20 protein-coding genes and 2 tRNA genes are annotated in these 19256 nt (G+C 72.3%); 11 read left to right on the top strand and 11 right to left on the bottom strand.

Features of this window, described 5'->3' with window-relative positions:
• The 7 genes from CITRI_RS0110645 to CITRI_RS0110620 form a co-directional block, all read right to left on the bottom strand.
• A complete protein-coding gene (locus CITRI_RS0110645; protein ID WP_010144784.1) occupies positions 1–240 on the bottom strand; it encodes a MoaD/ThiS family protein in 240 nt (79 codons plus the stop codon).
• Positions 240–1178 carry an NTP transferase domain-containing protein gene (locus CITRI_RS17400; RefSeq protein ID WP_141566072.1) on the bottom strand — a complete coding sequence of 313 codons (939 nt, stop codon included), beginning with the start codon at positions 1176–1178 and terminating at the stop codon, positions 240–242. The genes CITRI_RS0110645 and CITRI_RS17400 overlap by 1 nt, the downstream gene beginning before the upstream one ends.
• Before the next feature lies 1 nt (position 1179).
• Positions 1180–1725, bottom strand: coding sequence for a cyclic pyranopterin monophosphate synthase MoaC (gene moaC / locus CITRI_RS0110635; RefSeq protein ID WP_010144782.1), 546 nt, complete (start codon positions 1723–1725; stop codon positions 1180–1182).
• The gene (locus tag CITRI_RS17395; protein WP_010144781.1) at positions 1725–2033 is read right to left on the bottom strand and encodes a hypothetical protein; all 309 of its coding nucleotides are present in this window, start codon (positions 2031–2033) and stop codon (positions 1725–1727) included. Before CITRI_RS17395 ends, moaC begins: the two co-directional genes overlap by 1 nt.
• A complete protein-coding gene (gene glp / locus CITRI_RS17390; protein WP_010144779.1) occupies positions 2030–3130 on the bottom strand; it encodes a gephyrin-like molybdotransferase Glp in 1101 nt (366 codons plus the stop codon). Before glp ends, CITRI_RS17395 begins: the two co-directional genes overlap by 4 nt.
• Complete coding sequence (locus CITRI_RS17385; RefSeq protein ID WP_010144778.1) at positions 3123–4241, bottom strand: HesA/MoeB/ThiF family protein; 1119 nt, start codon at positions 4239–4241, stop codon at positions 3123–3125. The genes glp and CITRI_RS17385 overlap by 8 nt, the downstream gene beginning before the upstream one ends.
• 221 nt (positions 4242–4462) lie before the next feature.
• Complete coding sequence (locus CITRI_RS0110620) at positions 4463–4816, bottom strand: hypothetical protein (protein ID WP_010144777.1); 354 nt, start codon at positions 4814–4816, stop codon at positions 4463–4465.
• Positions 4817–4924: 108 nt separating this feature from the next.
• Between CITRI_RS0110620 and CITRI_RS0110615 the strand changes: the two genes are divergently transcribed.
• From CITRI_RS0110615 to CITRI_RS0110590, 6 genes are all read left to right on the top strand, one after another.
• Positions 4925–5521, top strand: a complete 597-nt coding sequence (locus CITRI_RS0110615; RefSeq protein WP_010144776.1) for a TetR/AcrR family transcriptional regulator — start codon at positions 4925–4927, stop codon at positions 5519–5521.
• Between the two features lie 135 nt (positions 5522–5656).
• Positions 5657–6820, top strand: a complete 1164-nt coding sequence (locus tag CITRI_RS0110610) for an ABC transporter permease (RefSeq protein WP_010144775.1) — start codon at positions 5657–5659, stop codon at positions 6818–6820.
• Positions 6817–7581, top strand: a complete 765-nt coding sequence (locus CITRI_RS0110605) for an ABC transporter ATP-binding protein (RefSeq protein ID WP_010144774.1) — start codon at positions 6817–6819, stop codon at positions 7579–7581. The genes CITRI_RS0110610 and CITRI_RS0110605 overlap by 4 nt, the downstream gene beginning before the upstream one ends.
• The gene (locus CITRI_RS0110600) at positions 7578–8411 is read left to right on the top strand and encodes a spermidine synthase (RefSeq protein ID WP_010144773.1); all 834 of its coding nucleotides are present in this window, start codon (positions 7578–7580) and stop codon (positions 8409–8411) included. The genes CITRI_RS0110605 and CITRI_RS0110600 overlap by 4 nt, the downstream gene beginning before the upstream one ends.
• Positions 8412–8522: 111 nt before the next feature.
• Positions 8523–9404 (top strand): formate dehydrogenase accessory sulfurtransferase FdhD, encoded by an 882-nt coding sequence (gene fdhD / locus CITRI_RS0110595; protein WP_040386286.1) that lies wholly within the window; start codon positions 8523–8525, stop codon positions 9402–9404.
• Positions 9405–9442: 38 nt separating this feature from the next.
• On the top strand, positions 9443–10675 hold the full coding sequence (locus tag CITRI_RS0110590) for a VCBS repeat-containing protein (protein ID WP_029139236.1): 1233 nt from the start codon (positions 9443–9445) through the stop codon (positions 10673–10675).
• A 94-nt stretch (positions 10676–10769) separates the two neighbouring features.
• Here CITRI_RS0110590 and pepN read toward each other — a convergent pair whose 3' ends face one another.
• Complete coding sequence (gene pepN, locus CITRI_RS0110585) at positions 10770–13349, bottom strand: aminopeptidase N (protein ID WP_010144770.1); 2580 nt, start codon at positions 13347–13349, stop codon at positions 10770–10772.
• A gap of 135 nt (positions 13350–13484) precedes the next feature.
• On the opposite strand from pepN, the gene CITRI_RS0110580 reads away from it, so the two are divergent.
• Entirely contained in the window at positions 13485–13958 is a 474-nt protein-coding gene (locus tag CITRI_RS0110580) for a ribose-5-phosphate isomerase (RefSeq protein WP_010144769.1), read from the top strand.
• 15 nt (positions 13959–13973) lie between these two features.
• Positions 13974–14876 (top strand): Fpg/Nei family DNA glycosylase, encoded by a 903-nt coding sequence (locus CITRI_RS0110575; protein ID WP_010144768.1) that lies wholly within the window; start codon positions 13974–13976, stop codon positions 14874–14876.
• 21 nt (positions 14877–14897) lie between these two features.
• On the opposite strand, the gene CITRI_RS0110570 is transcribed toward CITRI_RS0110575, so the two are convergent.
• From CITRI_RS0110570 to CITRI_RS0110560, 3 genes are all read right to left on the bottom strand, one after another.
• Positions 14898–15554, bottom strand: a complete 657-nt coding sequence (locus CITRI_RS0110570) for an SRPBCC domain-containing protein (protein WP_010144767.1) — start codon at positions 15552–15554, stop codon at positions 14898–14900.
• A gap of 1 nt (position 15555) precedes the next feature.
• Entirely contained in the window at positions 15556–15942 is a 387-nt protein-coding gene (locus CITRI_RS17380) for a helix-turn-helix transcriptional regulator (protein ID WP_010144766.1), read from the bottom strand.
• A gap of 167 nt (positions 15943–16109) precedes the next feature.
• Positions 16110–16183, bottom strand: a tRNA-Gly gene (locus CITRI_RS0110560).
• Positions 16184–16360: 177 nt separating this feature from the next.
• Between CITRI_RS0110560 and CITRI_RS0110555 the strand changes: the two genes are divergently transcribed.
• The 3 genes from CITRI_RS0110555 to CITRI_RS0110545 all read left to right on the top strand — a co-directional run bounded on the left by CITRI_RS0110555 (position 16361) and on the right by CITRI_RS0110545 (position 19219).
• Positions 16361–16434: transfer RNA gene (locus CITRI_RS0110555), tRNA-Pro, on the top strand.
• A 100-nt stretch (positions 16435–16534) separates the two neighbouring features.
• Positions 16535–18280 (top strand): trigger factor, encoded by a 1746-nt coding sequence (gene tig / locus CITRI_RS0110550; protein ID WP_010144764.1) that lies wholly within the window; start codon positions 16535–16537, stop codon positions 18278–18280.
• 342 nt (positions 18281–18622) lie between these two features.
• Positions 18623–19219 carry an ATP-dependent Clp protease proteolytic subunit gene (locus CITRI_RS0110545; RefSeq protein WP_040386285.1) on the top strand — a complete coding sequence of 199 codons (597 nt, stop codon included), beginning with the start codon at positions 18623–18625 and terminating at the stop codon, positions 19217–19219.
• The last annotated feature ends 37 nt before the right edge of the window (positions 19220–19256 follow it).

Genomic DNA, 19256 nt, shown 5'->3' with positions numbered 1-19256 from the left:
TCAGCCCCCGGCGAAGGGCGGCAGCACGTCCACCAGGGAGTCCTCGCGGACCGGGTGGCCGTCATCCACGGCGCGGACCCCGTCCACCAGCAGGGAGCACCGGGCGATGACCCGCTCGGCGCTGATGCCGTGGTCCGCGGTCAGGGCGGTACGCAGTTCTCCCGCCGTGGCCGCGTCCAGCCGGAGTTCGGAGGCGCCGAGGATGTCCGCGGCCCCGGCGAACAGGCGCACGCGGGCCATCAGCGCGCCCCCGCCGGGCCGGCGTCGTACCGGGAGGCCAGGTCCTGGACCCGCGCGGCGAGTTCGCGGACCCGCTGCGCGGTGTCCTGGGCTGTGTCCTCGTCGGTGTCCCCGCCGGCGCCGGCCAGCTGGAGTCCCAGGGCCACGCCGATCAGGTAGGTGCTCATCGGGGCCCCCGGCCGCACGACGGCATCGGCCACGTCCCGGGCCGTGTCCAGCAGCGGGGAGGGGACGATCACGTCCTCGGGAAGGCCCAGCTCGGTCACGACGGCGGCCATCCAGTCCCGCAGCCCCGGCACCTCGTTGTCCCGGTCATCCGTCACGGCAGCTCCTCTCCGGGCCCGTACACGGGCCATGTCCTCGGGGGTATCCATATCGTCCCAGAGCCCGGGGGAGTCCGCGGGCTCCGGGACCTCGACCAGGTCGAGCGGTGCCAACCGCTCCCGCACCCGGGTGATGCCCGGCCGGGCGGTGGCACGCAGGGCGGCCACGTCCAGCAGGGCGGTCAGGTGCTGGCGGTGGCCGGTCGCGTCCACGGCCACCGCACCGTCCCGGCCCGGCCCGAGGGCGACATCCACCAGGGCGCGGCAGGCCCCGGCGGGCCGCGCCAGGTCGCACGGGACCAGCAGCATCCAGGAGGTGTCCACCGCACCCAGGGCGGCCTCCATCGCGGCCACCGGGCCGGAGCGGGGCGGGTCCTCGCGGAGGAACGCGGCCCCGGCCAGGGCGGACGTCACGGACGCGGTGGGTGCCGATCCACCGGCCGGACCGGCGGCCGGTGGATCGCCGACCACGACGATCCGCGTGGCCCCGGCTGCCCGGACTGCCGCAGCGGTGCGCTCGAGGAGGGTGACCCCGTCGAGTACCAGGGAGGCCTTGTCCGTGCCCATGCGCCGGGAGGCGCCCCCGGAGAGGATGACCGCCGTCAGGTCGCTCATCTCACGCGCGGTCTCCGCGCCGCCAGGTCCCTGAGCGGCCACCGGTCTTCTCCAGCAACCGGATCCCGGTCAGCTCGACCGATCGGTCCAGGCCCTTGACCATGTCCACCATGGCCAACCCGGCCACGGAGGCGGCGGTGAGCGCCTCCATCTCCACTCCGGTCCGGTCTGCCGTGCGGGTGGTGGCGATGATGCGGATGCGGTCCTGGCCGACCTCGAAGTCCACGGTGGCCCCGTGCACGCCGATCACGTGCGCCAGGGGCAACAGCTCGGCGCACCGCTTGGCGGCCTGGATGCCGGCGATCCGGGCCACCGCCCAGACGTCGCCCTTGGGCACGGTGCCCCCGGTGAGCGCGGCGAGGACCTCGGGGGAGACCAGTACCGTGGCCTCCGCGGTGGCGGCACGCACGGTGGGGGACTTCTCGGTCACGTCCACCATCCGGGCGGAACCGTCGCCGTCCAGGTGGGTGAAGCCGTCGGCTCCGGAGGCCCCGGGCGAACTGGTGGCCGCGGCGGTCTCGGGGGTGGAATGCTCAGCGGGTGTCATCAGGCCTCCAGGGCTCGGTAGAGGACGGTGTCCCCGGCGGACACCTCGGTCGTGGCGTCCGGGACGCGCACCAGGCCGGTGGCGCGGGCCATGCGGCCGGCCAGGTGGGAGCCGGAGCCCCGTTCGGTCGCCTGGGCCACCCGCACCGGTTCACCGGGCGCGGAGACCACGCGGACCGGCACGAACTGCTCGCGGCGCGGCGGGGAGCGCCACCCCTCGTCCGCGGTGACGGGCCGCCAGTCCGCCAACGGTTTCGCCCGGTCCTGCATGGCCAGCAGTCCGGGCTCGACGAACACCAGGTAGCTCACCCAGGCGCTGACCGGGTTCCCGGGCAGGGACCAGACGGGCCGGCCGTCCGGCAGGAGCCCGAACCCCTGTGGCTTGCCGGGCTGCACGGCGACCCGGTCGAAGCGGACCGCGCGGTCATCGACGGGGTCCAGGGGGTCCAGGGGGTCCGTGGGGGTCTCCGGGCCGCCGCCGGTCCCGCGGGGGAGGGCGAACCGTCCCCCGGGGAGGCGTGGACGGCAGGACGGCGCTCCAGCGGCACCCCGCCGGCCGCGTCCGGGGCCAGGACGAGACGGGCGACGTCATGGGCGCCCACGCTGGCCCCGCCGGTGACGATGACCGCGTCGCTGTCTGCCGCCGTGGACCCCAGCAGGTCCCGCAACCGGGCCGGGTCGTCGGAGACCTGTCCACGGTGGACCACCTCGCCACCGCTGGCGCGGACCAGGGCGGTGAGCAGGTGGGAGTTCGAGTCGGGGATCTGCCCCCGGCGCACCGGTTCACCCGGGGCGACCAGTTCACTGCCCGTGCTCACGACCACCACGCGCGGCCGGCGCCGCACCGTCACCGCGGCGATGCCCGCGGCGGCCACCGCGGAGAGCCGGTGCGGGGCCAGTTCCTGTCCCGCGGAGGCCACCCGGTGCCCGGCCCGGACGTCGTCACCCCGGGGACGGACGTGACGGCCGGCCGCGACCGGTGCGCCCAGCTCCACGTGGTCCGGCCGGGTGGTCCCCGCGGTCGGTGCGGCCGGGTCCCATCCCACGGTGTCCTCCAGGGGCACGACGGAGTCCGCGTCCGTGGGCAGCGGGGCCCCGGTCATGATCCTGGCGGCCTGGCCCGGCCCCAGCGGCGGGTCGAGGTCGGTTCCGGCGGGCAGCTCGGCGACGACGTCGAGCCGCACGGGGGCGTCCGTGGTGGCGGAGGTGGTGTCCGCGGACCGGACGGCGTACCCGTCCATGGCCGAGTTGTCCCAGGGCGGCAGGTCCAGGGCGGCGACGGCGTCCCGGGCCAGGGTGTGGCCGGCGGCGTCCTCGAGGTCGAGCGTGTCCTCCGCCAGGAGGGGGACCACGCGCAGGACGCGCGCCTGGTGGTCGGCGACCGGGATGTAGTGGAACTCAGGCACGGAACGCTCCCGGCAACCCGCCGTCGAGGTACCCGGCCACCGGCCAGCCGAGACCGGCCAGGTGCCGGGCGGCGGTGGCGCTGCGCGGGCCGGCGGCGCAGAACGGCAGCAGGGGCCGGTCGCGGGCGAGACCGGCCAGCGGGTGGTCCGGTGGCAGGGGCGCGTCCGGACCACGGTCCAGGCGCAGCACCCGGTCCAGGGGAAGCAGCACGGCGCCGCCGGGCCCGGGGCGTTCGGCGGACTCCTCGGGACGGCGGACGTCGATCCACAGGGCCTGCGGGGGTGTGTCCTCCGGGGCGATCGGTCCCGGTGCCGGCGCGGTGGCGGCCGGCGCGGCGGGGGTCGACGGGGCGCGGGTCGAGGGGACAGGGGGGCCGGCCAGCGGGATCTCGGCGGTGGTGCCGGCGAGGCCGTCCACCAGCAGCATCCGTCCCACCAGCGGCCGACCGGTGCCGAGGATGAGCTTGATCGTCTCCAGGGCCAGGAAGGAACCGGTGATCCCGACGACGGCGCCCAGCACCCCGGCCTCGGCGCAACCGGGCGAGGCATGGGTTGCCGCGTTGTCCGGGAACACGTCGGTCAGCACCACCGGGGCCAGTCCCGAACCGGCCGGCGGGACGGACCAGAACACGGTGACCTGGGCGTTCCACTGGAACAGGGCGCCGAAGACCACGGGCAGGCCCAGGGCGAGGGCGGCGCGGTGGACGACGAACCGGGTCTGGAAGGAATCGCTGCCGTCGATGATGACGTCGGCCGACCCCAGCAGTTCGCGGGCGTTGGCATCGGTGAGGCGCACGGCGTGGGGGACCACGGTGGTCTCGGGGGACAGGCGTGCGGCGGCCGCCACCGCCCCGTCGGTCTTCGGTGCCCCGAGGGTGTCCACCCCGTGCAGGGTCTGCCGGTTCAGGTTGCTGAGCTCCACGTGATCGTCGTCGATGACGTGCAGGGTGCCGATGCCGGCTGCGGCGAGGTACTGGATGACCGGCGAGCCCAGGCCGCCGGCACCGACCACCGCCACGGAGGCACCGGCCAGCAACTGTTGTCCGGAGTCCCCGACCTGCGGCAGGGTCCGCTGGCGCAGGGTGCGTTCGTACGGCTGTGCGCTGGACATGGTCCCACCCTAGTCCGGACGGGGCTGCACCGGCCTGCCGGGGTGGGGTGGTGGTCATTCCGGGATGCAGGCGTAGGAGTGCAGGCCGGGGAAGTAGGTGTTGACGATGGTGAAGTTGAACACCAGGGCGGCGAAGCCGATGATCGACAGCCGTGCCCAGGAAGCGGATGTCCTTGCGGATCAGGAACAGCAGGTAGACCGCGGCCACCAGCAGGACCCGGTCACCAGAACACGGCGATGGCGATGTTGACCAGGGTGAGCCCGCCGACGGCGTGGGCCATGCCGGTGGGGACGTCCTGCCCCCGGCGGACGCGGCGGCGACCCATCACGGCCGCCACCAGGACGGCGAGGAGCACCACGAGCTTGACGGCGATCTTCGCGTGGTTGACCGGCCCGGCGTCGTCGTTCATCTCGAGCAGGCCGACCAGCAGGACGCCGGTGACCAACTGCACCCACGCCCCGAGGTGTTGCCACGAGGACACGGTGGGCCGGCGGAACATGGCCAACCAGCCGCCGAGGAGGGCGGCGGCGCCGAGGATGTGCAGGAACAGGGAGGCGGAATGCAGAAAGTCCATGGTCAGCCAGCCTACAGAGATGCCGACGCGCTGTCGAAAAGAAGGGCGTGGCTCCGCGGCACGTTGGGGGGCGGGCCGTCGAGGGCGGCCGGAGTAGGGTGTGGACTCATGCCACGCATCAGCGAACCCACCGTTGCGGAGCATCGCGCCGCCCGGGAGCGAGCCCTGTTGGACGCCGCCCATGACCTGCTGACGGAAACGGGGGAGGCGCCCTCCCTGTCCCAGGTCGCCCAGCGCGCCGGGCTCGCCCGCACCAGCATCTACCAGTACTTCACGTCCAAGCAGGAGCTGCTGCAGGCCATGGTCCGTGACGTCTACCCTCGCTGGACCGAACGGATCTCCGGTGCCATGGACCAGGCCCCCACCGAGGCCGACCGGCTCATGGCCTATGCCGCGGCGAACGTCTCGCTCGTCGCGGAGGGGGCGCACGCGGTGGGCAGCGCCCTGGCGGCGCTGGCTCCCGGGGAGGAACTGGACGAACAGGCCGCGCGGATGCACCGGGAGGTCCAGCAACCCCTGGTGCAGACGCTGGAGCGACTGGACGTCGAGTCCCCGGCGCAGGTCGCCGAGCTGGTCAACGCCGTGGTCCACGGTGCCACGCTGCTGCTGGAGTCCGGTCAGGACCTCGAGGCGGCCCTGGGGCACCTTCAGGTGGTCCTGGGGCCCATGGTGCGCGAGCACGGCGGGCGGGGAACGATCGACTGACGAGCTCGAGGCGGGATGCCCGGGCGGGGCTTCCGCCGAGGCGGAGCCGGATTTCCGGTGGGGCCAGCCTTCATGACACACTGTCGATATCTTCTCGACACTCTGTCGCATAATTGACTGAAGGACTCCTTCCCCATGTTCCTCGCACTGCGTGAATTGGCCTTCGCCCGTGGCCGTTTCAGCCTGATGGGCCTGGTCATCGGCCTCATCGCCATCCTCATGGTGTTGCTCTCCGGTCTCTCCTCCGGACTCGTGAACGACGGCGTCTCGGGGCTGAAGTCCCTGCCCGTCTCCGCCTTCGCCTTCGATGAGGGCACCAAGACCGACAACGCCTTCTCCCGGTCCGTCGTGGACACGGACCAGCTCGCCGCCTGGCGCGGCCAGCCGGACGTGGCGGAGGCAGAACTCATGGGCACCTCGATCATGAACGCCGTCACCGACGACGGGCAGCAGGTCGACCTCACCATGTTCGGGGTGGAACCGGACGGGTTCCTGGCACCCGAGCCGGCTGACGGCGACGCCCTGGACAGGCCGGCCGGCATCGTGGTCTCGGAGAGCCTGCGGGGCGAGGGCATCGACGTCGGCACCGTCATCACCCTGGACCGGATCAACACCGAACTCGAGGTCGTCGGCTTCACCGAGGGCCAGGCGACCTTCGGTCACGTGGACATCGCCTACCTTCCCCTGGCCACCTGGCAGCTGATCGCCGCCGGCCAGGCCCCGGACGGGGAGGCTCCCACCGACGCGCACCTGGCCACCCTGGACTTCGACCAGGCCTCGGTCATCGCCCTGCAGGGGGCGGAGGGCTCGGAGCTGGCGGCCGGCTCTGCCGAGGCGTTCGCCGCCGGGGACACGGCGGCCACCACGACCACCCTGTCCCTGGAGGAGTCGTTCAACGCCTCTCCCGGGTACCAGGCCGAGACCATGACCCTGAGCATGATCCAGGTCTTCCTGTACGCCATCGGGGCCCTCGTGGTCGGCGCCTTCTTCACCGTCTGGACCATCCAGCGCGGGCACGAGCTCGCCGTGCTGAGGGCCATGGGCGCCTCGGCCGGATACCTGCTGCGTGACGGCCTGGCCCAGGCCTCCATCCTGCTGGTCTCCTTCACCGCCCTCGGTGTCGCGGCCGGCGTCGGGCTCGGCTCGCTGATGCCCGAGGGGATGCCGTTCGCCCTCGAGGCCCAGCCCATCGCCGTCGCCTCGGCGCTGACGATCCTGCTGGGGCTGGTGGGAGCCGCCGTGGCCGTGCTGCGCGTGACCCGCATCGAACCGATCTCTGCCCTGGGAGGCAACCGATGAGCACCACCGTCGACCACCACCGCGAGCCCGCACAGGACCGGTCCGCCCCGGGCCCGGCCGGGATCCTCGGCCTGCACCTGCGTGACGTCACCCTCGAGGTCGGCGACGGCGGGGAGAGGGTCCGCGCCCTCGACCGTGTCGACCTCAGCGTCACCCCCGGGGAGTTCGTGGCCGTCATCGGCCCGTCCGGGGCCGGCAAGTCCTCCCTGCTCGCCGTGGCGGGAGCACTGGCCACACCCACCTCCGGCGTCGTCGAGGTGCTCGGGCAGGACCTGGCCGGCCTGCGCGGACAGGGACAGCTGGCCGCGTTCCGGCGGCGCCACCTCGGCTTCGTCTTCCAGTCCGGCAACCTCGTCCCGGCCCTCACCGCAGCCGATCAGCTGCGGCTGGCCCGCCGGATCGCCCACCGCGGCGGCCGGTCCCGGTCCTTCGACCCGGCGCCGTTGCTCGAGGCGGTGGACATGGGGCACCGGGCGGGCCACCGCCCGGGACAGCTCTCCGGCGGGGAACGCCAGCGCGTGGGCATCGCCCGGGCCCTGGTGAACGAACCCAGCCTGCTGCTGGTGGACGAGCCGACCGCTGCGCTGGACCGCCGGCGCAGCCAGGACATCGTGGCCCTGCTGGCCCGCCAGTGCCACCAGCGCGGGATCGCCGGCGTGATGGTCACCCACGACCACGACGTCCTGGACCACTGCGACCGCGTGGTCGAGATGGTCGACGGCCGCCTGGTGGATCACCGGTCTGTCACACTGAGGCCATGACGCCCCCTGACGATCCCGGTCCCGCCGGCCGCAGTATCCAGCTGAGCGTGTCCGGCGAGCGGGCCCGGATCATCCCGGACGAGCACGACGACGGCAGGGTCCTGGAGATCGGCGGGCAGGTCCAGTCCCACGTGGACCTGGCCGACCCCACCCGGATCCGGTACGAGTACCTGCGCCGGATGGCCAACGTCCTCGACGCCGCGTGGCCGGCCACCCGGGCGATCCGCATCCTGCACCTGGGCGCCGGGGCGCTCACCCTGCCGCGCTACGTGCAGGCGGTCCGCCCCGGCTCCGTCCAGACCGTCGTGGACCTCGACCGCGAACTGCCCTCGTTCGTCGTCTCCGAACTCCCCCTGCCCGAGGGGACGGAACTGACGGTCGTGACGGGGGACGCCCGCACCGAGCTCGCCGGGCTGGACGATGCGCCGTTCGACGCGATCGTGCTGGACATCTACACCGGGGTGGACGCCGCCGCGCACCTCACGGGCGAGGAGTTCTACGGCGAACTGCTGGACCGCCTCGGCGGCCAGGGGGTGCTGCTGGTGAACATCGGCGACGATTCCGGCCTGCGGTTCCTGGCCCGGCAGGCCCGGGCGCTGGAGGCCGCGGCCGCCGACGCGGGACTCTCCGGGGCCTGGATGCTGGCCGACGCGACGCTGCTGGACCGGCTGGAGACCGGCAACGCGGTGCTGGCAGCGGGTGGTGCGCTCGCACGCACGGACCCCGAGGACCTGCGGTCGGCGCTGCTGTCCGCCGGGCCGCATCCGGCGGCGGTGCTGGACCCCGCCCGGACCGCGACGTTCGCGGACCGCGTCACCGGTCCCGCCTAGGTCCCGGGGGCTCGCCCCGCACGCCCGGAGGGCGCCTCCGGGTCCCGGTCCGCGACGGGCCGGGGTGGGTCCCGGTGGCGGCGCACCGCCGCCGGGATGGATCATGGGTGCATGAGCAGGAGTGAGTCGCGGGTCCGGGTGGTGCGCGTGAAGGACGGTCGGCGCGAGGCGCGGGCGGACGTGCTGGCCGCGGAGGAACCGCTGGAGATACGGGTGAACGGGCGCCGGCTGGCGGTGACCATGCGCACCCCCACCGAGGACTTCTCCCTGGCCGTGGGCTTCCTGCTCAGCGAGGGGCTGATCGGCCAGGCCTCCGAGGTGTCCTCGATCCGCTACTGCGGACGGGACTTCGGACCCGGGGCCGAGGAGACGGACAACACGGTGGACGTGGTGCTGGCCCCGCACGTGGCGGCACCCGCCCCGGCGCTGGAACGCCACGTGCTGATGACCAGCGCCTGCGGGCTGTGCGGCCGCACCAGCATCGACTCCGTGCGCACCACCACGCGCTATCCCGTGGCCGAGGACCCGATGACGGTGACGGAGCAGACGGTGCTGTCCCTGCCCGAGGTGCTCCGGGAGCGCCAGAAGGTCTTCGACCGCACCGGCGGACTGCACGCCGCCGGCCTGTTCGATGCCGCCACCGGCGAACTGGTGGCGGTCCGGGAGGACGTCGGCCGGCACAACGCGGTGGACAAGGTGCTCGGCTGGGCCCTGCTGCAGGACATGCTCCCGCTGTCCGGGCACGTGCTCATGGTCTCCGGCCGTGCCAGCTTCGAGCTCACCCAGAAGGCCCTGATGGCGGGCGTGCCGATGCTCGCCTCGGTCTCCGCGCCGTCCTCGCTCGCGGTGGACCTGGCCCGGGAGGCCGGCATGACCCTGGCGGGCTTCGTGCGCGGCGAGCGGTTCGTCATCTACGCCGGGGAGCAGCGCGTCCTCGCCGCCGGGGACCCGGGCGCAGCGGAGTCCTTCTCCGGAGCGCGCTCGCGGGCCTAGAATCCCCGCACCGTTCCAGCAACGTCCGGGGGTTCATGATGAGACGCTCGATCTCCAGCCGCGTGGTGGGCGGCACCTGTGCGGCGGTCCTGACGGTGGCGGCAGCGGTCCTCGCCGGGCCCGCCCACGCGGCCTCCCAGCCGATGTTCTCCTACGACCGGGGGTGGCGGGTGGACCAGCACGTGCGCGAGCTGGCCGACGTCAACGGGGACGGCCGCGCGGACGTGGTCGGCTTCGGCGGGGCGGGCGTCTACGTGGCCCACGGCCGTGCCAACGGGACGTTCAGCACACCGCGCCTGAAGATCCGCAGCTTCGGCACCGACCAGGGGTGGTCCAACGCGCGGCACGTGCGCACGGTCGCCGACGTCGACGGCGACGGGCGCGGTGACCTCGTGGGCTTCGGGAATGCCGGGGTCCATGTCTCCTACGCGCAGCCCGACGGGTCCTTCACCCGCGCGGCACTGAAGGTGCGCGACTTCGGGTACGCCCAGGGCTGGAGGGTGGGAGCGCATCCGCGTCTGCTGGCCGATCTCAACGGCAACGGCACTGCGGACATCGTGGGCTTCGGCCATTCCGGGGTGACCATCTCCCACGGGCTGGCCAACCGCACCTTCACCGGGACCGGCAAGCGCATCGACAGCTACGGTTACGACCGCGGCTGGCGGGTGGAGAAGCATGAGCGACTGCTCGCGGACATGGACGGCAACGGGACGTCGGACATCGTCGGCTTCGGTGACGCCGGGGTGTACGTCTCCTACTTCTCCGCGGCTGGCGATACCTTCACCCGGCCCGCCCTGGAGGTCCGGGACTTCGGGTACGCCCAGGGCTGGCGGATGGACCGCCACCCGCGGATGGTCGACGACATCAGCGGCCACGCGCTGCCGGACCTCATCGGGTTCGGGGACCAGGGGGTCTACGCGGCCTACTCCCGGCCCTACGACCCCGGGGAGCCGAAGTTCCAGCCACCGTCCCTGGAGCTGCGCAGCTTCGGCTACGCCCAGGGGTGGCGGGTGGACCGCCACCCACGGACGACGGCCGACGTCAACGGCGACGGGATCGGGGACGTAGTGGGTTTCGGCAGCGCCGGGACCTACGTGGCCTACGGGGACGACGACTTCCTGTTCGGTCCGCAGCGGCTGACCACCGAGTTCGGGTACGACGCCGGGTGGTCCCCCGACCGGTACCCGCGGCTCCTCGGCGACGTCAACGGTGACGGCCGGGACGACATCGTCGGCTTCGGCCACTCCGCCACCACGGTCCGCCTCTCCTGACCCACCGGCGCCGGTCAAGCACCGGCGCCGGTCAGGCACCGGCGCCGGAACGGCCCGGAGTGCCCGCACGGGGCGCCCCGGGGCCGTACGGTGGTCAGCCCCGCGCGGCGGCGTCGACCGTCCGCGCCGCGAGGGCGCGCACCGTCTCGTCCCGGGACTCGGCCACGGTCCGGGCCAGCGCCGGCTGCTCCGCCTGCGACCGCGCCACCAGTTCGTCCGCGGCGTCGATGGTGTCCTGGCAGACCTGCGCCCCCGGGAACAGCCCGACCGCCGCTGACTCGGCCATCTCGTGGGACCGCGAGGACCACAGTCCTTCCACGGTCGAGAAGAACCGGGGGGCGAACGGGGCCAGCAGGGCGGGGTCGTGCACGCGGTTGAACCCGAGGATCACGTTGCGCTGGGTCGTGTTGGACAGGGACCCGGAGACCACCTGCTCCCACGCGGCCTGCTTGGCCTCGGTGGTCCCGACGGCGGCGCGGGCCTGGGCCGCGGCCAGCGCACCGGTCGCGGTGGGGTCGGCGGCCTGGGCCGCGGTGATCTCGGCCTCCCCGGCGCGGCCACCGGCCGCGAGCCCGGTGAGCATCTCCCACTTCAGGTCGGTGTTCAGGTCGAGCCCGGCCAGTTCCTCCGCACCCGAGTGAAGGGCCGCGAGGGTGTCCAGCTGGGCGTCGGACCGGGCGTGCAGGGCGAACGCCTTGACGAACTGCAGCTGGTGGTCCGACCCCGGTTCCGCGGCCCGGGCCAGGTCCAGCAGACGGGTGGCGGCGGACTCGCGCATCGCCGGGGCGTGGGATGCGGCCGCGTACTGGGACAGGGCGGTGGCCAACTGGCGCAACAGGGTCTGCACCACCGAGGAGTCCCGCTCATGCCCGATGTTGGCCAGCACCAGGTCGGTGAACCAGCCGGCCGTGGCCTCGGCGTCCCGGGTGGCGTCCCAGGCAGCACCCCACAGCAGGGTGCGCGGCAGGGACTCGGCCACGTCCTTCAGCCGCGTGGAGGCGGTCTGCCAGGAGGCGGAGTCCAGCCGGATCTTGGCGTAGGCCAGGTCGTCGTCGTTGGGCAGGATCAGGTCCGGGCGCGGCCTGCCGACCGCCTCGGTCACCTCGGTCACCTCGCCGTCCACGTCCAGCTCGAAGCGGTCGGTGCGCACCAGGCGTCCCGAGTCGTCGGCGGAGTAGAACCCCACGGCCATCCGGTGCGGGCGCAGGATCGAGTCACCGGGCCGGCCGTCTCCCGGCGCCGACTGGCGCAGGCGCAGGGAGGTGATGGCACCGTCGTCGGACTCCTCGCCGTCCACCTCCACGGTGAGGGTGTTGACCCCGGAGGTCTCCAGCCACTGGTGGGTCCACTCGGACAGGTCCCGGCCGGAGGACGCCTCCAGCTCGCGCATCAGGTCCGGCAGCTCGGTGTTGGACCAGGCGTGCTTGCCGAAGTACTCACGCACCCCGGCCATGAAGTTCTCCTGGCCGACCCACGCCACCAGCTGGCGCAGCACGGAGGCGCCCTTGGCGTAGGTGATGCCGTCGAAGTTCACCAGCACGTCCTCCAGGTCCCGGATCTCGGCCTTGATGGGGTGGGTGGAGGAGAGCTGGTCCTGGCGGTAGGCCCAGTTCTTCTCCATCGAGGAGAACGTGGTCCAGGCCCCGGTGTAGCGCGTGTTCTCGGCGGCGGCCAGCGTGGACATGAACTCGGCGAAGGACTCGTTGAGCCACAGGTCGTTCCACCAGCGCATGGTCACCAGGTTCCCGAACCACATGTGGGCGAGCTCGTGCAGGACGGTGATCGCCCGGCGCTCGATCATCGCCTCGGTGACCGTGGAGCGGAAGACGTAGTTCTCCAGGAAGGTCACCGCCCCGGCGTTCTCCATGGCCCCGGCGTTGAACTCGGGCACGAACAGCTGGTCGTACTTCTCGAAGGGGTAGGGGGTGCCGAACTGGGCCTCGAAGAACTCGAAGCCCTGGCGGGTGAGCTCGAAGATGTTCCCGGCGTCCAGGTACTCGAAGAGGGAGGCACGGCAGTAGGCGCCCAGCGGGATGGTCCGGCCGTCCGCGCTGGTCAGCTCGGAGTGGGCGGACCGGTACGGTCCGGCGATCAGGGCGGTGATGTAGGAGGAGATCCGCGGGGTGGGGGAGAAGGACCAGGTGGCGGTTCCCTCCGTGGCCCGGACCGGCTCGGGCGTGGGGGAGTTCGAGACGACGCTCCAGTGGTCCGGGGCGGTCACCGTGAAGGCGAAGGCCGCCTTGAGGTCGGGCTGCTCGAAGACGGCGAACATGCGCCGGGAGTCCGGGACCTCGAACTGCGTGTACAGGTAGGTCTCGTCGTCCACCGGGTCCACGAAGCGGTGCAGGCCCTCGCCGGTGTTCATGTAGTCCGCCAGCCCGTCCACCACCAGCGTGTTGTGCTCGGCCAGCGGACCCACCGTGATGCGCGTGCCGTCGAAGGCGTCCGCGGCCAGCCCGGTGCCGTTCAGGGTGACGGTCGGCGCCTGGCTGGAGACGAAGTCGATGAACGTGCTGCCCCCCACCGCCTCGGGCGCCGCCGTGAAGGTGACCGTGGTCGTCGAGCGGAAGTGGTCGCCGTCGAGGGTGACGTCCAGGACAACGTCGTAGGACTCCACGGACAGGGCCTGGGCACGCTGCTGGGCCTCGGCACGGGTGATGTTCTGGCTGGACACGGGACCTCCGGTCGGGAACGGGTTTGTGAAAGGACTGCTGGCTATCGTGGTCATTGTGCCATCGGCCACCATCGTGAGGATAGGGCTAGGCTGATCGCTGGCCCGAACCACCCGTCCGTCCCCCAGGAGCAGTCCATGCGCGTCCACATCGCCACCGACCACGCCGGCCTCGAGCTCAGCGCCCACCTCATCCGTCACCTCGGGGAGCAGGGGTACGAGATGGTGGACCACGGGCCGCAGTCCTATGACCCGCAGGACGACTACCCGGCGTTCTGCATCCGCGCGGCCCAGGCCGTGGTGGTGGACCAGCGGTCCGGCGTCGAGGCGCTCGGGATCGTGCTCGGCGGCTCGGGCAACGGCGAGCAGATCGCGGCGAACAAGGTCCGTGGTGTCCGCGCAGCGCTCGCGTGGAACCTGGAGACCGCCCGGCTGGCCCGGGAGCACAATGACGCGAACGTGATCGCCGTCGGTGGCCGCCAGCACTCCCTGGAGGAGGCCACCGGGCTCATCGAGGCCTTCCTCGCCGAGCCGTTCTCCGGTGATGAGCGCCACGTGCGCCGCATCGGCAAGATCGCGCACTACGAGTCGACTGGCGAGGTGCAGGACTGACCGGGAGGCCTGCCCGTGCCTGAGGGCCATTCCATCCACCGCCTCGCCCGACAGTTCCGGGACGTCTTCGGCGGTGAACGGCTGCGGGTGAGCTCGCCGCAGGGACGCTTCTCCGACGGCGCGCGGCGACTCGACGGCGCCGTCCTCGTGGACGCCCGGGCCCACGGCAAGCACCTGTTCCTCGACTTCGACGTGGACCTGGTGATGCGCGTGCACCTGGGGCTCTACGGGGCCTGGAGCTTCGGCGGGGACGAGACCTTCCGGGGCGCCTCCTCGATCGGCGCGCCCCGGAGGATGGGGGAGACGGAGACCCCCGACGACGGCGGGGCCCGCGCGTACTCCGGTCCGCCGGAACCGGTGGGCCAGGTCCGGGCGCGGCTGGTGTCCGCCCATGGCTGGGCGGACCTGCGCGGGCCCAGTGCCTGCGAGGTGATCACCCCCGGCGAGGCCGAGGGCGTCGTCGCGCGACTGGGACCGGACCCCCTCGTGACCGGTACCGGCCCCGGGGCGTTCCTGGAGCGGCTGTCCCGCCGCTCCGTGGCCCTGGGCCAGTTGCTGATGGACCAGTCGGTCCTGGCCGGCGTCGGGAACATCTACCGGGCCGAGTCCCTCTTCCGCGCCCGGCTCGACCCCTGGCTGCCCGGACGGCGGGTGGGCGAGGAGGACGGCGTGCGGCTGTGGGATGACCTGGTGGACCTGATGGCCGACGGGGTCCGGGTCGGCCGGATCATCACCACGGAGCCGGCACACCGGGACGCGGTGGGCCCTGACGGCGGACCGGCGCCCCTGTGGCCCGACAACGCCTACTACGTGTACCAGCGCGAGGGACTGGACTGCCGGGTGTGCGGCGCCGAGGTCAGGGTGACGCAGATGCAGGCGCGGAACCTGTTCTGGTGCCCGCGCTGCCAGGCGTCCTGACCGGCACACCGCCTCGGCCGGTCATCCGCCCGCCCCGGTGTAGAACCCGTAGGTGGCATCGGCGTTCCTCGCGGCGTGCTCCGGATCGGCGCCGTCCGCCACGTGGGCCGCGGCCCAGCCGTCGGCGGAGCCGCGGTAGAACGACCTGCCCTCGTCCGTGAGGGCCCACGCCTCCGCCTCGCCGGGGGAGAGGGAACCCTCGGTGGCCCCCAGGTGCAGTGACAGCCCGAGCAGCCCGCCGTCCCAGCCGACGCCCGTGGCCCCGGGGCCGTAGGTCTCCCACATCCCCGCGGGCATGTCGGCCACGCGGGCCACGTGCTCGATCGCGCACCGGGTCCGCTCGCCCTCCGCCGTCAGTCGGACGGTCACCCAGGAGACGCCCCCGCCGAACTCCCACGTGATCCGGTAGGACGCCGTGCCTGCGGTCGGCGGGGTGCACTCGAGCACCTCTCCGCCGGCGTTGCCCTCCAGCTGATAGCGTCCGCCGGGCTCCAGCTCTCCGGTGACGGGCAGGAACCAGCGCCCGATGCGATCCGCGGTCGTCACGGCCTCCCAGACGTCGTCGATCGGCGCCGGGTAGGCCTGTTCCAGTGTCTGGACGTGGGAGGGTTCCCCCTCGCGGTCCTCGGTGTGGATGCCCCGCGTCACGGCTGCCAATTGGGACTGGACGTCGACCATGTCATCTCTCCTTGCTGGGTGGGTCCTCCCCGGGGTGTTCCCCGGGGTCACGCTCGGCCGCGAGCCGCCGGTCCCGTCTCCCGCGCGCCAGCTCGGTGCCCAGGGCGTCGAGCCGGGGCCGCCAGAACCGCTCGAAGGCGCTGAGCCACTGGCTCGCCTCCCGGGGGCCCTCGGGGCGCACGGCGTAGAGCCGGCGGGTCCCCTCGGGCCGGACCGAGGCGAAGCCGTGCTCCCGCAACACCCTCAGGTGCTGGGAGACCGCGGGTTGGCTGATGCCGAACTCCTCCTGGATCACGGCGCCGATCTCGCCCGCGCTCAGTTCCCCGTCGACGAGCATCTCGAGGATGCGCCGCCGGACCGGGTCGCCGAGGACGTCCAGTGCGTGCATGGTCCCAAGGTTTCACCCGCACTTATATAAGTCAATACTGATTCAGGGGGACGCCCGTTCCCTGGAGGAGGGCAGGGGCCTGGGGCTGTCCGGCGGGGCGCGCTTCGGGGACGGGCCCGGAACGCGCCAAGGGCCCCGACCTGTGCGGTCGGGGCCCTAGGCGGTCGTGGAGGGGATGACGGGAATCGAACCCGCGTAGCCAGTTTGGAAGACTGGGGCTCTACCATTGAGCTACATCCCCACGGCGCCGCATCCCGCCACATCGGCCGGGAACAGCGTGGTAGAGCGTACCAAGGATCGAGGCGACGCCGCAAAGCGGCAGGCGTACCGCCGTCGGGCCCCGGAGGTCGCCGGAATGCGGACCATGGCGTGGGAATGCGTACACTGGTCTCTGGCCAGAAACGGCCAGGGCCGTCTGCGGGGTGTAGCTCAGCTTGGTAGAGCGCGCGCTTTGGGAGCGTGAGGCCGCAGGTTCAAATCCTGTCACCCCGACGTCATGGCCCCCGGTGGGGCCTGATTCACCGGATGCCCGGCGGCCGGGCAACGAGAAGTGCCCATCAGACGAGACAAGCAATCCACACAGGAGTCCTAAGTGGTCAAGAGCACCGCAGAAAACCTCAGCCCGACCCGGGTCAAGCTGGACGTCGAGGTCCCCTTCGAGGACCTCAAGCCACGCCTGGACGATGCCTACAAGACCGTGGCGAACCAGATCCAGGTCCCCGGCTTCCGTAAGGGCAAGGTTCCGGCGCGCATCATCGACCAGCGCATCGGGCGTGGCTACGTGGTGGAGACCGCCGTCAACGAGGGCCTGAACGACTTCTACCAGCAGGCGCTGATCGAGACGGAGACCACCCCGATGGCCCGTCCCGAGGTCGAGGTCACCTCGATGCCCGGTGTCGACGGCGATGCCGAGGGCCCGCTGAAGTTCACCGTCGAGGTGGACATCCGCCCGGAGATCGAGCTGCCGGACTACAAGGGCCTGAAGGTCACCGTGGAGCCCGCCGCGGCCTCCGAGGAGGACGAGCAGAAGGCCCTGGACGAGCTGCGCTCCCGCTTCGGCACCCTGAAGGCCGTGGACCGCCCCGCCGCCCAGGACGACTTCGTCACCATCACCCTCACCGCCAGCATCGGCGACGAGCAGGTCGACCACGCCGAGGACCTGTCCTACCAGGTCGGCGCCGGCACCATGCTGGACGGCATGGACGAGGCCCTCGAGGGCCTCTCCGCCGGCGAGGACGCCGTCTTCGAGACCACGCTGGCCGGCGGCGAGCACTCCGGCGAGAAGGCCACCGTCAAGGTCGTCCTGGGCTCCGTCAAGGAGCGCGAGCTGCCCGAGGCCGATGACGACTTCGCCCAGCTGGCGTCCGAGTTCGACACCATCGACGAGCTGAAGGCCGACCTGAAGGCCAAGGCCGCCGAGGGCGCCGTCACCGGTCAGGGCATCGAGGCCCGGGACAAGGTCCTGGAGGAGCTGGTCAAGCTCGTCGAGGTCCCGGTGCCCGACTCCGTGGTCACCGAGCAGGTCGAGCAGCACTTCGCCCAGGGCGGCCACGCCGAGGGTGACGACCACGACACCGAGGAGCACCGCGCCGAGGTGGAGCAGAACGCCCGCGAGGCCTTCCGCAACGAGATCATCCTCGACAAGGTCGCGGACGCCGAGGAGATCGGCGTGGACCAGGGTGAGCTGATCGAGTACATCATCTCCACCTCCCAGCAGTACGGCATGGACCCGAACCAGTTCGCGCAGATGCTGGACCAGGCCGGCCAGGTCCCGATGATCATGGGCGAGGTCCGCCGTCGCAAGGCGCTGGCCAAGGTCCTGGAGTACGCCGAGGTCACCGACACCGAGGGCAATGCCGTGGACCTGACCGCGTTCGTGACCCCGGGTGGTGCCGAGGCCGTCGAGGCCGATGCCGCAGAGTCGGCGGATTCCGCTGACTCTGCCGACTCGGCTGACTCGGCGGATTCCGCCGACAGCGCGGACTCCGCCCCGTCGCCGGCCGAGGCCGCCGAGGAGGCCCCCGCCAAGAAGGCTCCCGCCAAGAAGGCCCCGGCCAAGAAGACCCCGGCGAAGTCCGCTGCCGCCACGGCAGATGACGCCGAGGCGGAGGAGTCCGAGGCCCCGGCCAAGAAGGCCCCCGCCAAGAAGGCCCCGGCGAAGAAGGCCCCGGCCAAGAAGGCTCCGGCCAAGTCCGCTGCCGCCCAGGCCGAGGACTCCGCCGAGGAGGCGGAGGCCCCGGCCAAGAAGGCTCCCGCCAAGAAGGCCCCGGCGAAGAAGGCCCCGGCCAAGTCCACCGCCGCCAAGGCCGAGGAGAAGGCCGAGCCCACGGAGGCCTGAGCCCCACGGGGCGTCGCCTGGACGGCAGGGTGACCCCCGGCAGGTGACCCCTGGCCGGGCCGGACTGCCCGCCATCACCCGGATGCCCGGGCCCACGGACCATCGGTCCAGGGGCCCGGGCATCCTGCGTACCGCCCCGCACGGCTCCGCTGCTCCGCCGGCCGTGCGGGGTGGCGTCGGGACTGCACGCCAACAGCGAACAGCCGGGTCAGAAGGACCCGGGTGGGGTGCGGGGCCAGTAGTCTCTGATCAAGACCCGTGCCACCGGTGTATCCGGTGGACACCTGAAGTCCATCAGAAGGAAGGCAGGGCGCCATGTCCGCATCGTCCACTGCTCCCCGTATGGCGTCGGTTGACCCGGCGGCCCGCGAGGACTACATCTACAACCGCCTGCTCAAGGAACGCATCATCTGGCTCGGTTCCGAGGTGATGGATGAGAACGCGAACGCCATCTGCTCCCAGATGCTCCTGCTGTCCGCCGAGGACCCGGAGAAGGACATCTACCTGTACATCAACTCCCCGGGTGGGTCCATCACCGCGGGCATGGCGATCTACGACACCATGAAGTACATCCCGAACGACGTGGTGACCGTGGCCACCGGCATGGCCGCCTCGATGGGCCAGTTCCTGCTGTCCTCCGGGACCAAGGGCAAGCGCTACGCCACCCCGCACGCCCGCATCCTGATGCACCAGCCCTCCGGCGGCATCGGCGGCACAGAGTCGGACATCCGCATCCAGGCCCAGCTGATCCTGCACATGAAGCAGGTCATGGCCGAGCTCACCGCGGAACAGACCGGCCAGACCGTGGACACGATCCTCAAGGACAACGAGCGGGACAAGTGGTTCACCGCCCAGGAGGGCCTGGAGTACGGGTTCTTCGACCACATCGCCGAACGTGCCGGTACCGTGTCCGGCGGCGGAGGCGTGGACAACTCCTGATCCCCCGGATCGAGACCGTCCGCCCGACTCCCACAGA

Source organism: Citricoccus sp. CH26A (genome assembly GCF_000224415.1).
GTDB lineage: Bacteria > Actinomycetota > Actinomycetes > Actinomycetales > Micrococcaceae > Citricoccus.
Note: the sequence above shows the minus strand (reverse complement) of the source record. Positions and strands in the feature narration are given on the sequence as shown.